14 protein-coding genes are annotated in these 16,607 nt (G+C 68.1%); 1 reads left to right on the top strand and 13 read right to left on the bottom strand.

Annotated features, from left to right (window positions below):
• Positions 1-3: 3 nt before the first annotated feature.
• The 13 genes from tssK to tssB form a co-directional block, all read right to left on the bottom strand.
• Positions 4-1,344 (bottom strand): type VI secretion system baseplate subunit TssK, encoded by a 1,341-nt coding sequence (gene tssK, locus BMX32_RS10830; RefSeq protein WP_089978616.1) that lies wholly within the window; start codon positions 1,342-1,344, stop codon positions 4-6.
• On the bottom strand, positions 1,341-2,615 hold the full coding sequence (gene tagH / locus BMX32_RS10825; RefSeq protein WP_089978613.1) for a type VI secretion system-associated FHA domain protein TagH: 1,275 nt from the start codon (positions 2,613-2,615) through the stop codon (positions 1,341-1,343). The genes tssK and tagH overlap by 4 nt, the downstream gene beginning before the upstream one ends.
• A complete protein-coding gene (locus tag BMX32_RS10820) occupies positions 2,615-3,154 on the bottom strand; it encodes a DUF6931 family protein (RefSeq protein WP_089978609.1) in 540 nt (179 codons plus the stop codon). The genes tagH and BMX32_RS10820 overlap by 1 nt, the downstream gene beginning before the upstream one ends.
• Positions 3,155-3,159: 5 nt before the next feature.
• Entirely contained in the window at positions 3,160-5,124 is a 1,965-nt protein-coding gene (gene tssI / locus BMX32_RS10815; RefSeq protein WP_089978604.1) for a type VI secretion system Vgr family protein, read from the bottom strand.
• Positions 5,125-5,127: 3 nt separating this feature from the next.
• A complete protein-coding gene (locus tag BMX32_RS10810; RefSeq protein WP_089978600.1) occupies positions 5,128-5,769 on the bottom strand; it encodes a hypothetical protein in 642 nt (213 codons plus the stop codon).
• An 11-nt stretch (positions 5,770-5,780) separates the two neighbouring features.
• A complete protein-coding gene (locus BMX32_RS10805) occupies positions 5,781-6,383 on the bottom strand; it encodes a ribosome-inactivating family protein (protein ID WP_089978597.1) in 603 nt (200 codons plus the stop codon).
• A gap of 9 nt (positions 6,384-6,392) precedes the next feature.
• A complete protein-coding gene (tssH, locus tag BMX32_RS10800; RefSeq protein WP_089978593.1) occupies positions 6,393-9,056 on the bottom strand; it encodes a type VI secretion system ATPase TssH in 2,664 nt (887 codons plus the stop codon).
• On the bottom strand, positions 9,053-10,123 hold the full coding sequence (gene tssG, locus BMX32_RS10795; RefSeq protein ID WP_089978590.1) for a type VI secretion system baseplate subunit TssG: 1,071 nt from the start codon (positions 10,121-10,123) through the stop codon (positions 9,053-9,055). The genes tssH and tssG overlap by 4 nt, the downstream gene beginning before the upstream one ends.
• Positions 10,087-11,952, bottom strand: coding sequence for a type VI secretion system baseplate subunit TssF (gene tssF / locus BMX32_RS10790; protein WP_089978587.1), 1,866 nt, complete (start codon positions 11,950-11,952; stop codon positions 10,087-10,089). The genes tssG and tssF overlap by 37 nt, the downstream gene beginning before the upstream one ends.
• Before the next feature lie 4 nt (positions 11,953-11,956).
• The gene (tssE, locus tag BMX32_RS10785) at positions 11,957-12,460 is read right to left on the bottom strand and encodes a type VI secretion system baseplate subunit TssE (protein WP_089978583.1); all 504 of its coding nucleotides are present in this window, start codon (positions 12,458-12,460) and stop codon (positions 11,957-11,959) included.
• A gap of 7 nt (positions 12,461-12,467) precedes the next feature.
• Positions 12,468-12,974, bottom strand: coding sequence for an Hcp family type VI secretion system effector (locus BMX32_RS10780; RefSeq protein ID WP_029213973.1), 507 nt, complete (start codon positions 12,972-12,974; stop codon positions 12,468-12,470).
• 86 nt (positions 12,975-13,060) lie between these two features.
• The gene (gene tssC, locus BMX32_RS10775; protein ID WP_089978579.1) at positions 13,061-14,554 is read right to left on the bottom strand and encodes a type VI secretion system contractile sheath large subunit; all 1,494 of its coding nucleotides are present in this window, start codon (positions 14,552-14,554) and stop codon (positions 13,061-13,063) included.
• A 2-nt stretch (positions 14,555-14,556) separates the two neighbouring features.
• A complete protein-coding gene (gene tssB, locus BMX32_RS10770) occupies positions 14,557-15,069 on the bottom strand; it encodes a type VI secretion system contractile sheath small subunit (RefSeq protein WP_029213971.1) in 513 nt (170 codons plus the stop codon).
• Between the two features lie 309 nt (positions 15,070-15,378).
• On the opposite strand from tssB, the gene BMX32_RS10765 reads away from it, so the two are divergent.
• The gene (locus tag BMX32_RS10765; RefSeq protein WP_029213970.1) at positions 15,379-16,404 is read left to right on the top strand and encodes a magnesium and cobalt transport protein CorA; all 1,026 of its coding nucleotides are present in this window, start codon (positions 15,379-15,381) and stop codon (positions 16,402-16,404) included.
• Positions 16,405-16,607 lie beyond the last annotated feature (203 nt).

Here is a 16,607-nt window from a genome sequence, read left to right as displayed (position 1 = left end):
CGGTCAGTTCCTCACGGCCCACAGTTCGAGGTCGAGGCCATCGAAGCCGTTGCCGAAGTGCAGCGCGACACCGCCCGACGTGCGCAGCGTCTTCCACATGGGCGACGCCTTGTCGAGTTCGAAATACTGGTAGCCGCTGCGATACGGGATCTGGCGCGGCGCGCTCTGCAGCGACGAAACGGCGATGCCGGGCAATTGCAGGTTCACCAGGTCGCGGATCTTCTCCACGGGCCCGATCTTCGACTGCGTCGGCAGGCGTCGGCGCATGTCCGCGACCGCGATGTCGGCCTTCGCGGCGAGCACGAAGCTCGCGCTGTCCAGGAGGTTGGTGTCCGACAGCGTGCCCACCCAGACGCCGAACTTGCGCTGCTGCAACGGCACCGGCACGGCGGTCTGTTCCAGCACGGCGCTGAGGCTGGTACGCAACGACAGGATCAGGGGCTCGAAGCTCTCGCGCAGCCGGTCGTGCCGGTACGGGGCGAATACCTCGCTGCGTTTCGTCGGCGACGTGAACGTCGCCAGCTCGCCGGCCAGGCCCAGCAGCAGGCGATAGAGATCTTCCGGATGCAGCAGCGGCTGTTCGGCGAGGTGCGCGAGCTGCGGCTGGAAGCGGTTGACCAGCTGGAGCATCAGGAAGTCGGCGAGCTCCGCCGTGCTGGTGCGATCGGTACCCGCCACGCGCGCCGCCAGCGCTTCGCCGCGCTGGTGCAGCAGCCCCAGCAGTTCGGTGAGCAGCAGGCAGAGCGGCTGGGCCGCGCGACAGGACAGCGCCGTCGGGATGAAGCCGTCGTCGAGCACGACCCGTCGATCCGCGCGGCATTCCACGAGGTGCGCCATCGGCAGTTCGAGCAGGCCTTCGCGCGGCTGCGACGACGCGACGATGCGCGCATCCATGCCGCCGACGTCGAGGACCACCGTGCCCGGCGTGCTGCCGGAGGCATCGGCGACCTCCGCTTCGCGGACCCGGAAGCGGGCGAGCTGCCCGGCGGGCGACGCGTCGGGCCAGGCGCTCTCCGGCTGCGTCGGCGCGCGCAACGGCAGCGTCAGATGGATCGTCTGATCGCGCCAGTTCGCATCGATGTCCAGCGGCGGCGGCAGCGGGTCACGGTCGGGCATGGAGAACGGCGTACCGTCCGGAAACACGCCGCGCGCCCGCCGGATGCCGAGCTTGCCGATCGCGAGCAGGTCGCGTTCGAGTTCCAGCTCGTCGAAGCCCCAGGGGTGCGGTCGCAGGGTCGCGGCCCGCAGCTCGATGTAGCGCTCGGTATAGCGGTCCTGCTGCTGCATGTGCTGCGGGCGCAGGAACAGGCCTTCGCTCCACACCACCTTGTTGAATGCGGTCATCGTGTCGCTCCGTCGCGCTTGAATCGCGCGAGTTGGTCTTCATACGCCCGGGCGAACTCGTCGCCGAACAGACGCCGGAACCGCTCGTCGGGGTCACCCGCGAGCCCGGCATGAAACGCGCGATAGCGCTCCCATGGGCCTTTCGACGCCGCGAAACCAAAGCGGCCGCGCCGCGCGCCCTCCTCCTCGAACCGCGACGGGTCGAACTGCGCGACGAGGTCGTCGAACGCGGCGCGCACGCCGGCGAGCAGCGCCACCTGGTGGAGGCGGATGTCGTCCATCGCGTCGACGATCGCAGCGTCGCCGGAAAGAAACGCGTCGTTGGGTCCGGACAGCAGACGGCTCATCGCCTCTTCCGCCGTGGGCGCGAATTTCAGTGGGTTGTTTTCGGAACGACGGATCAGCGTCGCCGGCATGCGAAAGCCGTTCTTCAGCTCCGCACGCGCGCGCAACACGTCCATCACGCCGTCGAGCATGTGCAGGAAGAGCGTTTCCAGACGAGCGGGTGCGCCTGTCGGCGTGGGCCGCTCCGGCAAGGCGGGTGCCGCCTCCGCGGCTACCGCGACGGGAACCTCCGTCACCGGCGTGTCGTCGGCGCGCGGCGCGGGCATCGCGAACAGGCTGCGCGTGCTGTCCCAGTGTTCGGGCAGGACGCCGGTGGCGGGCGGCGCCGGTGCCGGCTCGACGCGCGGCGTCGCGACGTGGTCCTCCAGCGCGGACGAGTGCGCCCATGAACGCTCCTGTCGTGGCGGCGTCGCGGCCTCCACCGGCAAGACGGTGTGGAACCACGCGAGCGGATCGAGTGAACCCGGCGTCGTCGAGACGACGTCGAGCGGATCGATCCCGCCTGGCACGAACGTGTCCGCCGGTGTCGGCATCGCCACGGCACCGCGCACGGTGTCCGAGCCGCCGCGACGCGCCGTCGTCTGCGCGACGTCCGCGGGCGACTCGACGGTGGCCAGCACCTCGAACGTGTCGATCTGGATCAGGTCGCCATCGCGAAGGGCCACCGGCTCGCCGCCGCGCAACGGCTCGCCGTTGAGGAGCATGCCGTTCGTGCTGCGGTCCTCGAGGAAATACAGGCCGTTGAGGAAGCGGACGATCGCATGCTGCCGCGACACGCCCTGCGCATGCAGTACCCAGTCGCAGGGCTCCGCACGCCCGATGGTCAGATCGCGGCCTTCCACGCGCGTGGACGTGCGCTCGGCGATGTCGTTCGCATGCGTGCCCAGCACGGACAGGACCAGCGTCGGTCCGGTAAAACGGGTCATCAGGATTCCTCCGATCGGAGCAGCGGCACGCCGGCATCGACGAGCGCGCGGCAGCCCGCCTCGAAGTCGTCGCCGGCGGCGGCGAGGGTCAGCAGGGCGGCGCCGGCGACGACCGCCATCAGGTGGGTCGCGACGGGTGCGACCTCCTTGCCGTCGGCGTCGAGAAGAAAACCCTCGGACCAGCCGGCGGTGGCGGCGACGAGGGCGCCGACGCCCACGTAATGCCGGGCGGCCGCGTGAGCGAGGGCCGCGCGGCGATGGGTTTCGCTGCGATCGCGCGACCATGCCTCCGCGAGCCGGACACCTTCGCGCTCGTCCTCGGCGAGCGGTGCCGTCGTCGCGCACTGGCACAACCACGGCACCACATAGCTTCGCGGCAGGAGACGGACCAGCAGCCTTACGGCCGCGCCCGGCATGCCATCGTCGATGAGCGAGCGGATGGCGTCGCGCTGCGCGATGCCGGCATGCAGGCGACGCAGCGCGGTATCGTCGAGCCCGATCTCGCGGGCGACGTCGGGAACGGAAGGTGTTTGCGTCATGGCGGTCACAGGAGCAGCGGCGGGAGGCCCTTCAGCACCGCCGGTCCCGCGGTCGAAGAGAGCATGAGAGCGGCGCCGGCGGTGACCGTGACGGCCGCCGTCGCGGTCACCGCCACCGTGGCGCCGGCGGTCAGCGACACGGCGGCGCCCGACGTGATCGACGTGGCGCCTCCGGCGGCGAGGTTGATGGCGCCCGTGCCGGTGAGGCGAAGGGTCGTGCCGACGATCTGCACCTCGCCCGTGCGTTTCATGACGATGCGCGCGAGCCCCGTCACGATCTCGATCTCCTCGCCCGCCTCGATACGCAGACGGCGGCCCACGTGCAGCGTGTCGTCACGCGCGACGTCGTGGCTGCGGTCGCGACCGACCTTCGTCGACTCGTCGCGGTCGATCGTGCTGAAGTGATCGTTCTCGGCCTCGTGCCGGAGGTCGCGCTGCGCATGCAGCAGTAGCTCTTCGTCGCCTTTCCGATCTTCGAAGCGGATCTCGTTCGCCTCCCCCTGCGCGCCACGCAGGCTGCGACTGACGACGCCACTGCGTGTCTTTTCTTCCGGCAGCGCGTAGGGCGTGGCGTGATCCTGGTTGTAGACCGAACCGAGAATCAGCGGCCGGTCGGGGTCGCCTTCGAGAAACCCGACGATCACTTCCTGCCCCACGCGCGGAATGAACTGCATGCCCCAGCGCTTCCCGGCCCACGACGAGCCGACGCGCACGGGGCACGACTGGTCGGCATGAGGCTTGCCCGGCGGATTCCAGAAGAACGTGACCTGCACGCGGCCCAGGCTGTCCACTTCGATATCCTCGTCGACCTGCCCGTACACGCGTGCCGTCTGCACGCCGGCGATGCGGGGCCGCGGCGTGGTCTGCGCGGTTCGGAAGGGGTGACGGCTGCGGATGACCTGGAAGCGGCATGCGAACGGTGCTTCGCCGGCATCGGGTTCGATCCCGCCCGCCTGGTAGTCGACCTCGACCAGCCGCGTCGTCGCACCGATGACGAGATATTGCTGATTGGCGTCGGCGAGCGGGAAGTCGCGCAAGGTGAACAGCGCGCCGGTCATGAGCCCCGTCGCGTCCGTCGATGCCGATGCGGTCGCCGCGGCGACGTTGAGCGCGTCGGCGCGTACCTGCGCGAAGCGTTGTCCCGTCGCCTGGCGCTGCGCATAGCCGACGGAGCCATACGGATAGTCGTAGATGTCCAGCCCGGAAACGCCATGACTGTCCGCGGTGTCGCTGACCGGCTCGTTCGCGAGCAACGAGGCCTTCGGGCGCTGATAGTCGTAATCGTCCAGACGGACGCGCGTCGGGTTGACCGAACGCGCGGTGTGCCATTCGTGGATCGACGCCTTGACCCGATGGCCGCGCTCGGTCGGCGGCGCGTAGGGGATCGTCTCGAAGCCGGGCTCGGGTGCGTGCGCCCCGAGTCCATCGGCGAGCACCATCGTGTGGCGGCCCTTCGCATGGACGAAGTAATAGTAGATGCCCTCCTGCTCCATCAGCCGGCTGATGAAGTCGAAGGCGCTTTCCCGGTACTGCACGCAGTACTCGCGCGCATCGTAGGCGCCCGTGAGTGCGAGGCGCACGTCGCTGAACCCGTGTTCGGCGAGCAGGTCGCGCACGATCTCGGGCACGCTCCGCCCCTTGAAGATGCGACAGTCCGACGTCTGCGAAAGCAGCCACGCCTTGGGCCGGACGACGAACGCGTAGACGGCGTAGCGCACGTCCTGGATCGACACGAATCCGCCCTGCTCCGCCTCCGTGGCGATGCCGTTGAAGTACCGCACGTACCCCTGCGGCGTCGTCATCGTCACCGTCATCGGCGTGCCGAGCAGCGCGCGCAGGTCGACCTGCGCGTTCCGGCTGATCGCCTCGACGCGACATTCGAACAGACGACCGAGCGCCTCCGTCGCCGTCATGTTGGCGAAGAGGAGTGCCTCGCCGGCGTTCGACGTCAATGTGATCGCATGCGCCACCGGTTACTTCGCCCCGCTCGCCGGGGGAAACCAGTCCCGCCCGATACCGTTGCTGAGCGTCTTCTGCCAGCTCTGCGCATCCTTCTTGTAATCGACGCTGGCCTTGAGGTCGGCGCGCAGGGCCATGAGCCAGCGCGCGGCGAGCTTCGTCAGCTCGCCCCGGATGAACTTCTCCAGTTCGATGCACCGCGCCGCCCGTCCCTCGCTGGATTTCGGCGCCTGGGCGATCGAACTGCCTGCGACGAAGCGATCCCATGCGGTCTTGTCGACGCCCGCGTTGACGAGATGCCGCCAGGCTTCCATCGGATTGGTGCCGGGCGCGTCCCACGCCCATGCGACCACGGCATCCCGGAAGGCACGCGACGCCGCACCGAACGCCTGCGAGTTCTCGTCGCTCGCGCCCACCACCGCGTCGTCCTGGATCCAATGGATGTCCTTGACCTGCGGGCGGCTGCGGATCTCCACCAGCAGCGGCCACGACGTGGTGTAGCGCGAGCTCATGAAGTCCCTCGCCGCCGCCTCGGATCCACCGCTGCCGCCGAGGGCGCGGAGGTGCTCGCCACCACCGGCCTGTTCCAGGAAGTCCGCGAAGGCGGACAGGAGACAGCCGTCGAAGTCGTTGAATACGTGATTGCCCTTGGCCATGGTCGGTCCGGTCAGAGTGTGGTGACGTTGGCGAGGGACGCGGCGCGATCGCCGGTGTATTCCATGCGCGTGTAGAAGCGCTGGTAGTCGCTCTTGTCGATGGCACGCCACGTCGGCGAGTACGAGTCCTCGCCCAGCCGGTATCGGCAGAACACCGCGACGTGCCCGTAGTCGTTGAAGAGGCGGCGCAGCCGTGTGAGGTCGACGGTGCCGCCGCCGAGCATCGCGATCATCTGTTTCTCGACGACGCGAGAACGCGCCGCTTCCGAGGTGAGGGCGATGACCCGCGCCAGTGACGGCGTCATGGTCGTGCCACCACCGCCGCCCGACTGCAGGGCTCCCTCGAAGTCGGCCCGGGTCGCGGCGGCCTCCTTCAGCTCGCCATCGCCATAGTTGTATCCCGTGAGGTTCACGCGCGCGCCGCCGCGCACGCTGTAACCCACGAGCCGGAAGTTGGGAACCTTGTAGAAATAGCGGTGTGTCGCGCCGCTCTCGTCCTGGTAGGCGACGGTCACATCGTGATCGCGGACCTCGGTCGTGTCGACGTTCCGGAACGCGACGAGGAACGCGGCGTAGGCGCGAGTGGCTAGCTGCAACGTGAGTTCGGTGGCCATGGCGACTCCTCAGGCTCCGGCGGAAATGCGGTAGGCGAACTGCCCGTCGGCCACGTCGACGCCGATATGGCTGACCACGGCACCGGCGATGGTGTGACCGAGCAGTTCGCGACTGATGTCGGGCAGCAAGGTATTCGTCAGGATCGCGTCGATCATCCGCCCACCCGACTCGCTCTCCGTGCAGCGCGACACGATCAGGTCGACGACGGCATCGTCGACATCGAACGGCACGCGGTAGCGCGACTCGACGCGGCGCTTGATCCGGCCCAGCTGGAGGCGGACGATGCGCGCGAGCATGTCGTCGCTCAACGGGTAGTACGGGATGGCCACGAGCCTGCCCAGCAGTGCGGGAGGGAACACGTCGAGCAGCGGCGTGCGCAGCGCCTTCTGCATCGTGTCCGTGTCCGGCATGCGGGTCCTGTCCGCGCAGAGGCGCGCGATGGCGTCGGTACCGGCATTGCTGGTGAGGATGATGAGCGTGTTACGGAAGTCGATGCTCCGCCCTTCGCCGTCCTCCATCACACCCTTGTCGAAGACCTGGAAGAAGATCTCGTGCACGTCGGGGTGCGCCTTCTCGACCTCGTCGAGCAGCACCACCGAATACGGCTTGCGGCGCACCGCCTCGGTCAGCACGCCACCCTCGCCGTAGCCGACGTACCCCGGCGGCGCGCCCTTGAGCGTCGACACCGTGTGCGCCTCCTGGAACTCGCTCATGTTGATCGTGATGAGGTTCTGCTCCCCACCGTACAGCGCCTCGGCGAGCGCCAGCGCCGTTTCGGTCTTGCCGACGCCCGACGTGCCCGCGAGCAGGAAGACGCCGATGGGCTTGTCCGGATTGTCGAGGCCGGCGCGCGAGGTCTGGATGCGCCGCGCGATGGCGTCCATCGCGTGGTCCTGGCCGATGACGCGCTGGCCCATGAGAGCCGCGAGATTCATCACCGTGTCGAGCTCGCTGCGCAGCATCCGGCCAACGGGAATGCCCGTCCAGTCGGCGAGCACGGCCGCCACGGCCTGGTGATCGACGGTCGGGAGGATGAGCGGCGACTCGCCCTGGCGTTCGGCGAGTTCCGCCTGCCGCACACGCAGTTCGGACAGAAGCAGGTCGCGATCGGCGGCGTCGCCCGTCGCCTCGTCGCGCAGCCGGGCCCTGAGGGCGAGGACCGCGTCGACGAGCGACTTTTCTTCGACCCAGCCGGCTTCGAGATCGGACAGGCGCGCGCGCTCGGCGGCGAGGCGCGTGCCGAGCTCGGCTTCGCGTTCGGCGACATCGATGCCCACGGCTTTCTCGCGCGCGACGATGCCCTCTTCGGTCTCCAGCGCCTGGATGCGCTTGCGCGAATCGTCGACGGCGGGCGGGACCGCGTGCTGGCTGATCGCGACCCGCGCGCATGCCGTATCCAGCAGGCTCACCGCCTTGTCGGGCAGCTGCCGGGCCGGTATGTAACGATGCGACAGCTTCACCGCCGCGTGGATCGCCTCGTCGAGCACCTGCACGCCGTGATGCGTCTCCATCACGCCGGCGACCGTGCGAAGCATCAGCACGCCGCGCGCCTCGTCCGGCTCGTCGACCTGCACCGTCTGAAAACGACGCGTGAGGGCAGGATCCTTCTCGATGTGTTTCTTGTACTCGGCCCAGGTCGTCGCGCCGATCGTGCGCAACGTACCGCGGGCTAACGCAGGCTTCAGCAGGTTGGCCGCGTCGCCGGTCCCCGCCGCGCCGCCCGCGCCGACGAGCGTATGGGCCTCGTCGATGAACAGGACGATCGGACGCTCGGATGCCTGGACCTCGTCGACGACCTGCCGCAGCCGGTTCTCGAATTCGCCCTTCATGCTCGCACCGGCCTGCAACAGCCCCACGTCGAGCACGCGCAACTCCACGTCGCGTAACGCGGGCGGCACGTCGCCGGCCACGATGCGCTGCGCGAAACCTTCGACCACGGCCGTCTTGCCGACGCCCGCCTCGCCGACGAGCATCGGATTGTTCTGGCGACGGCGCATGAGCACGTCGACCACCTGGCGGATCTCGTCGTCGCGGCCGACCACCGGATCCATGGCACCCGCACGGGCCTGCGCCGTCAGGTCGACCGTGTAGCGTTGCAGGCCCTCGCGTCCGCCTAGCGCCGCGGGCGCGGTGTCGCCGTCCGCGCCACGCGCGGCCGTCGCCATGCGGAACCCGTCGTTGGCGGCAAGCCGGTCTTCCGGCGAACCCGCGATGATCCCGGGCAGCGCCTCCGCGAAACCCTCCGCCCGCAGACGTCCGAACTCGGCGGAGATCGTCGTCAGCACGTGGCGCAGTCGCCGCGTCTGCAGGATGCCGGCAACGAGGTAGCCCGTACGCACCTGCGCCTCGCCGAAGGTGAGTGTGGCGTGGACCCACGCACGTTCCACCGCTTCCTCGATATCGGCGGACAGGTCGCTGACCTGCGTCGCGCCACCGGGAAGCCGCTCGAGCGCGTCCGTCATGTCGCGGGCGAGGCGGGACGGATCGATGCCGGCGTGGCGCACGATCCGGTGGAGGTCCGAGTCCGGCAGCTGCAGGACCTGGTGCAGCCAATGCGCGAGTTCCACGTCGCGGTGGCCGCGCAGGCGGCAAGCGACCGTGGCGCTTTCGATCGCCTTGTAGGCGATGGCGTTGAGTTTTCCGAAAAGCGCGGTTCGGCTGATGTCGGTCACGATGCGATCCTCGAACGATGCGTTGGAGCGGCAGGCCGCGAGGGCGCCGCATGGAAGGTGTCTGGTCCAAGGACGAGATCGTCCGCGTCGGACGGCCGGCGGAAGTGGCCGATCCACGTCGAAAGGCCCATCCGCGCCCCTCGCCCCAGGAGAGGCAGGGGAACGTCGTCGCGCGCCAGCACGGGCTGGACGTCCCACGCCAGCGGGTCGCCGACGTAGAAGCGGACGGCGGCGTCGAGCTCGGCGAGCGCGTCGCCACCGGGAAGGAAACGCCGGTAGTCGGCCATGGCCATGGGGCCCAGCCGGATCCGGAAGCGGTGCTGCGCATCGCGCACCGCGGCGCCGAGCACCGCCGTGTCGCCGAGGCCGGCCATCGATCGACCGAGACGGAGGCGGCCATCGTCCGGCAGTGCCATCCAGCCCACCGCGAATTCATCGACCGCGACGCGCACGTCGAAGAACGCGGCGAGGAACGCGGTAAGCCCTTCGGCGCTGCGTACCTGCGCGACGAGCCGCCCTGCCATGTAGCGACGGAACCGGTCCGGCAGCGCGTCGCGTCCAGCCAGCGCCTCGCCGTCGATGCCCGCGAGCGCGCCGGTGTACCGCGCGAACGCGTCGTCGTCGGGCCGGTCCCCCTGGGCCGTGGGCTGCGCCTCCGCCCATGCGCGGTAGAAAAGGCTGAGCGCGCGGTGGTGGAACACGTCCGCGAACGCGGTGAACGTGCGATCGCGTGCGACGCGCTCGCGCTCGAGCGTGTACTCGGTGAGGTGCGACGGTAGTGCGCCGTTAGGGCCCCAGAGTCCGAGCATCAGGCTGTGGAGGCGCGGTGCCGGCCCCGTCTCCAGGTCCACGCGGTCGATGGCGCGCGGCGCGAAGTCGAGCGACGGCGTGTGCGCCAAGCGCACCGGATCGTCGGCCGGTCGCAAGGACCGCCCGAGACGCGGATGCGTCACGTGCACGCATTCGATGCGCCGCAACGCGCCGAACCAGTCGAACGAACCCGGGTCGGCACGCAGCGCGTCGAACAGCGCTACAGGATCGGGCGCGTGCCGGAGCGAGCCGTCCACCGTGCCACCTCGTTGCGTTCCAGGGTATGCAGGACCGTCTCGGTGAACGAATTCAGCGAGACGTACCGTGCGAAGAAGTGCTGCATCACCGAACCGAAGACGAACGCGCCCGAGCCTTCGAAGGCGCGGTCTTCGCAGGTGACGCGGATCTCGAGTCCGCGCCCGTACGTCGCGGGCCCGGGGATCGGCAGCCGGCGCACGATGGGCGCCGAGCGCACGTCGCGCACGCCTTCGACGAGCCGTCGCGACGCGGCGTCGTGTTCGTCGACGTAGAGCAGCAGCATGTCGCGCAGCGCGACCGCGCCGTCCTCGTGCTCCAGCAGCGAGAGATAGTTCAGCTGCAGGTGACTGATCAGCTTCCACGCCGCCTGCCCTTCGGCCATGGCGGCGCGCGGCCGCGTCGGTCCGGCAAGGCAACGGATGGCGCGCACGGGCGCATCGGTGTCGATCTCGAAGTCCGTGCGCCCCTTGCCGACGGGCATGTGCAACGGCAGGTCGCGGTTGCTGCAGAGCAGCCGCATGCCCACCTGGCGCAGGCTGCCCGCGTACGGTGCTTCGCGCCCGTCGACCAGCGAGAGGAAGACTTCGCTACCGCCATAGCTGGAGCGCGGCCCGTCGCGACGCTGCCGCGTCGAGAGGATGCGCGGCTCGCGGCGGATCGCATAGAACGCACCGGCCGGGTCGCGCCACGTCCGTGACGTACCGCCATAGAACGGATGAAATGTCTGCTCGGGCTCCTGGCTGTCGCCGAAGCCCTGCACGTCCGCGATGTCGTAGACCTCGAAATCCAGTGGTCGGGAGCGGTCGGCCAGCACGTGGTATTCGGTGGCACCGTCGCGGAGGTGGATGCGGTCGGCGCGACGCGGAAAGAGGTTGATCGCCGGGGTGCAGAACAGGCGCAGGAACGAGGCATCCACCGCGCCGTCGAGACGCGCGACGCTGCGGTCCAGCCAGACCACGATGTCGAACGACGCCGCGGACGACTGCGCGAGCACGCGCCGCAGGCCCGTGAAGGCCGCGAACTGGAAACGCTGCGGGCACGCGAAGTATTCCTGCAGAAGACGATAGCCGCTGAACGAGCGATCCGAGGGCGGCAGCAATGCCTCGTCGTCGCCGAATCCACGCGGTTCGATACGCGCCTGCTCGACGAAACGCGCCTCGCCGTCGACGACCACGGAGAACCCGAGGCCATTCCCGAGTACCTGCTCGTGCAGGAGGCCCGGCAGGTCGCCGGTGCCCGCGAAGAACAGTGGCAATTCGTCGAACGTCAGCGCGTCCAGCCGCGTGCCGGCCTCCAGCGCGAAGCGCAGGCGGAGCGCGGCGCGCGGCGCGAGTCCGGCGGGCACGGCGAGTCCCGCCGCGGCGATGGCGGCGGGGCCGGGCAGATAGCGTGCTTCGCGTAGCGCCAACGGCAGCAGCGTCACCGCGTGCGCCGTCCGGTATTCGCACGGCGTCCGTTCGCCGAAACCGATCTGGCTACGCAATGCGGTGCCACGCGGCACGAGGTGCCCGTCGACGGGAAGGCTGGACGCTTCGTCGGGCGTCAGCTCCACGACCGTCATCGACGGCACCGGCGCGAGGTAGTGCGGATAGACCATGCGCAGCAGGTGTTGCGTGAACACCGGATGCTGGGCGTCCAGCTTCATCTGCACGCGCGCGGTCAGGAACGCGAAGCCTTCGAGCAGGCGCTCGACGTAGGGGTCCGCGCACTCGATGCCTTCCATCCCCAGGCGGCCCGCGATCTTCGGATACGCGCGAGCGAACTCCGCGCCCGACTCGCGGACGTGCTGGAGTTCCTGGTTGTAATAGCGAAGCAGTCTGGGATCCATGGCTCTAGCCGAGGCCTTCGAAGACGCTGAAACGCGCGGTTTCCAGGTCGACGTCGGTCTTCAGGTACAGGTTCAGGGGCATCGGCTGCGCCCACATCGTGGAGACGATGCGGAACGACAGGGTGAGGCGGTCCATGCGCGAGGTGTCCGTCGTGACGTCGACCTGCAACGTGGCCGGGTCCAGTCGCGGCTCGAACGCGACGATCGCCGCGCGGATGCGCTGCGCGAGCACGTCGATATCCATGCCCGCGATCACCGCGCCCGTGAGGTCGGGGATGCCATAGCCGAGCGTCGAACTCGCGACGTGCAGCATCCCCGGTGGGTCGTCACGCATCGTGGGGCGCGTGGTGTTGAACAGCCAGCCCAGGTCGCGTACCACGTAGTCGCGCAGGCGCGCGGCCGTCATGGTGCGTTTGTCGCGTCCCTCCTCCGCGACGTGGGGTTCGTCGTCGCGGAGGCGGTCGAGCAGCGACGGCTGCAGGCGTTCCTGGGTGGCGAGGCCGGCCATGGGCGACTCAGGCCTGGCCCTTCACCTGCTGCATGTCGTACGTGAAGTCCTTGGTGCCGCCGTTCGGCTTGCCCTTGTCGTCCTGGGGCTGGAACGCGTACTTGAACTTGCCGAAGTGGAGCGTGATGTTTTCCGTCAGACGCTCGTCGCCGCCACTGCCGCCGGTGGAGACCGACGTCACCATCACGCCCTCGCTGAGCTCGATCGTGAGGAAGTCCGTCTGCTCGCCGGTGGCGTTGGTGACGTACAGGGTGGCGTCGTTCACGCGGGCGCCGGTGCAGCAGGCATTGAGCAACGCGTTGGAGCACGAGTCGACGTACTTCGTGATCGTGATGTCCTGGACGTTGGCCTTGCCGCCGGAGGCGTAGCCGGCACCGGTGTGCAGGTTGCCCGAGTTACTGGCGCCCCACGCCCAGGCGAGGATCGGCACCTGACCCTTGTGCTTGGCATGATTGGAGGCCCCTTCGATCGCGACCTGACCGGAGCCGAACTTGATATGCATGTCGTAAGCCATGAACGCTTTCCTCGTTGAACGGGTGGCAAAGGATGCCCGTCGCGTCCGGTGGCAGCCGGACGCGCGGGGTGTCATTCAGAAGGGAATCAGGCGGCCTTGCCCGAGGGCAGGCGTGCGACCAGGCGCAGCGACACCGTGAGGCCTTCGAGCTGGTAATGCGGTTTCAGGTAGAACTTGGAGGTGTAGTAACCGGGGTTGCCCTCGACCTCTTCCACCACGACCTGCGCGGCAGCCAGCGGCTTGCGCGCCTTGGTTTCCTCGCTGGAGTTGACCGGGTCGCCATCGACGTAGTTGAGCACCCAGCCCGTGAGCCAGTTCTCCATCTGCTCCCGCGTGCTGAACGAGCCGATCTTGTCCCGCACGATGCACTTCAGGTAGTGGGCGAAGCGCGAGCAGGCGAACATGTACGGCAGGCGGGCGCTGAGCGCCGCGTTCGCCGTGGCGTCCGCGTCGTCGTATTCCTCCGGGCGCGCGAGCGACTGGGCACCGATGAATGCCGCCATGTCGGAATTCTTGCGATGCACGACGGGCATGAGGCCCATCTTGTCGAGCTCGGCCGAACGACGATCCGTGATCGCGATCTCGGTCGGGCACTTCATGTCCACGCCGCCATCGTCGCTCGGGAAGACATGCGCCGGCAGGTTGTCGACGATGCCGCCGGACTCCACGCCACGGATGCGCGTGCACCAGCCGTACTGCTTGAACGAGCGGTTGATGTTCACGCCCATCGCGTACGCCGCGTTCTGCCAGGTGTATTTCGACGAATCGGCGCCGGCGGTGTCTTCCTCGAAGTCGAAATCCTCGACCGGGTCGGTCTTCGCACCATACGGCAGGCGGGCCAGCGTGCGCGGCATCGTGAGCGCGACGTACTTCGCGTCCTCGCTGTCGCGCAGCGATCGCCAGCCGGCGTAATCCGGCGTGGTGAAGATCTTGGCCAGGTCGCGCGGGTTGGCGAGTTCGCCCCAGCCGTCCATGCCGAGCAGGCCCGGCGCGGCCGCCGCGATGAACGGCGCGTGCGAGGCGGCGGCGACCTGCGCCATGCCGCGCAACAGCTCGACGTCCTGCGGGCTGTGATCGAAGAAGTAGTCGCCGATCAGACAGCCGTACGGCTCGCCGCCGAGCTGGCCGTATTCTTCCTCGTAGACCTTCTTGAAGATCGGGCTCTGGTCCCACGCCGTGCCCTTGTAGCGCTTCAGCGTGCGGCCGAGTTCGTTCTTCGACAGGTTCATCACGCGGATCTTCAGCTGCGTGTCCGACTCGGTGTTGGTCACCAGGTGGTGCAGACCGCGCCACGCGCCTTCCAGCTTCTGGAACTCCGGATGGTGCAGGATGAGGTTGATCTGCTCGCTGAGCTTGCGGTCGATCTCGGCGATGTAGGCGTTGATCGTCTGCGCGACGTCGTCGGACACCACGTCGGCGCGATCGAGCACCTGCTCGGCCAGCGTGCGCACGGCCGATTCGACCTCTTCACGGGCACGCTCGCTCTTGGGACGGAATTCCTTGGTCAGCAGGGCCGCGAAATCGTTGCCCTCGACGGTGGCGACGGCCGCGTCCGGGGACTGGGTCTGTGTCGTGGCCATGGTCAGCCCTCCTGCGTATCGGTGGGAGCGCGCGTCGCGGCCAGCGCCGCCAGCAGCGCCGGGTCCTGCAACGCCTGCGCGATGAGCTTCTCCGCGCCGGCCTTGCCATCGAGATAGGTACCGAGGTTCGCCAGCTGCGTGCGGGCCTCGAGCAGCTTCGCCAGGGGCTCGACATGGCGCGCGATGGCCGACGGCGAGAAATCGTCCATGTGGCTGAAGCTCAGGGCGACGTTGAGGCTGCCCTCGCCCGTCAACGTATTCGGCACGCTTATGGCGACGGACGGCTTCGTCGATTCGAGCCGGTCGTTGAAATTGTCCGCGTCGATCTCGAGCGCCTTGCGCTCTTCCACCGGGGGCAGATCCACGGCGCTCGCGCCCGAAAGATCGGCCATCACACCCATCACGAAGGGAATGCTCACCTTCTTCTGGGCGCCGTATAGCTCGACGTCGTACTCGATCTGGACCCGCGGCGCGCGATTGCGGGCGATGAACTTCTGGCTGCTCGACTTGGCCATCGCTATTCCTGTGGCATCAATAGACGCAATGAATCACTTTGATAGTTTTATTTCACACCATCAATCGAGCGGCCATTCTCGACCAGTGGTCCCGATACCTGAAATCGTTCGTGGATATAGGAGGCATAAGGAGATGTGATGGCTTCCGCTGCAACTTTCGAAGCGCAGAGCCGGTACGCGCGACGCATGGAGGCCATGGGTGGGAGCCAGCCTGCTGGCGAAGGGTGCTCGCGGAAAGGCCCATCGCCAGCAGGCTGGCTCCCACCCAAGCGATTGCCGCGTCACATGGGCGACGGCATCATGCCCGCCATGACATCCGTTTCGATCCTCCCCGATTCCGCTCCCGCGCCGGTCGCCTCCGGCGGCATGGTCGTCAACTGCGTGGCCTACCGGACCGATGGCTGCCGCATCGGCGACGTCAGCATCGACGCCATCAGCGACGTGCTGAAAGAGCCCGATACCTTCGTCTGGGTCGGACTCCATGAGCCGGACGAGGCGCTGCTGCTCAAACTGCAGGAGGAATTCAACCTGCACGATCTCGCGATCGAGGACGCGCAGCACGCGCATCAGCGCACCAAGATCGAAGCCTATGGCGATTCCCTGTTCATCGTGGCGCAGACCGCGCAGCTCGTCGGCGGCAACATCGCCTTCGGCGAAACCCAGATCTTCCTCGGACAGCGCTATTTCGTGACGGTGCGTCACGGCGCCTCGCTGTCCTACGCGCCGGCCCGGCGCAGCTGCGAGCAGACCCCCGAGCTGCTGGCCATGGGCCCGAGTTACGCGCTCTATGCGGTGCTCGACTTCGTCGTGGACAACTTCCTGCCGATCGTGCGCGACTTCCGGCAGGAACTGCACGAACTGGAAAACGACATCTTCGCCGAGACGTACAACCGACAGACCATCAAGCGGCTGTACGACATGCAGCGCGAGCTGATGACGCTGCGGCTCGCCGTCGCCCCGCTGCAGGACATCGTCGCGCAGCTCACCCGCCTGCATCCGCACCTCATCCACGAAGAACTGCGCGCGTATTTCCGCGACATCTACGACCACGTGTTCCGCGTCAACGAATCCATTTCCGCCATGCGCGAAATGCTCGGCGCGGCGATCAGCGTGAACCTTGCGCTGGTGACCTTCGGCCAGAACGAAGTGATGAAGAAGCTCGCCGGCTGGGCCGCGATGCTCGCCGCGCCGACGCTCATCACGAGCTGGTATGGCATGAACTTCGCGCACATGCCGGAGCTCGACAAACCGTGGGCCTACCCTGCCATCACATGTCTGGTCGCCTGCATCGTCGGCGGCATCTTCATCGCGCTGAAGCGCAATCGATGGTTCTGAACCGCATCACCGCCTGAACCGATCAACCCCCTGCCCATCGTCCGGGCTGGCCGGCTGCCCGATCTTGTGTGGGAGCGCGCTCGCGCGCGAATGGGTGCTTGCCGCGAGCACCCATTCGCGCGCGAGCGCGCTCCCACACAAGCATCCAGACCGCGAAATTCCTCATCGTTGCCAATCACATGTTGTGCGTCGCAATCGATGCA

Source organism: Luteibacter sp. UNCMF331Sha3.1, from assembly GCF_900109915.1.
Classification (GTDB): Bacteria; Pseudomonadota; Gammaproteobacteria; order Xanthomonadales; family Rhodanobacteraceae; genus Luteibacter.
Note: the sequence above shows the minus strand (reverse complement) of the source record. Positions and strands in the feature narration are given on the sequence as shown.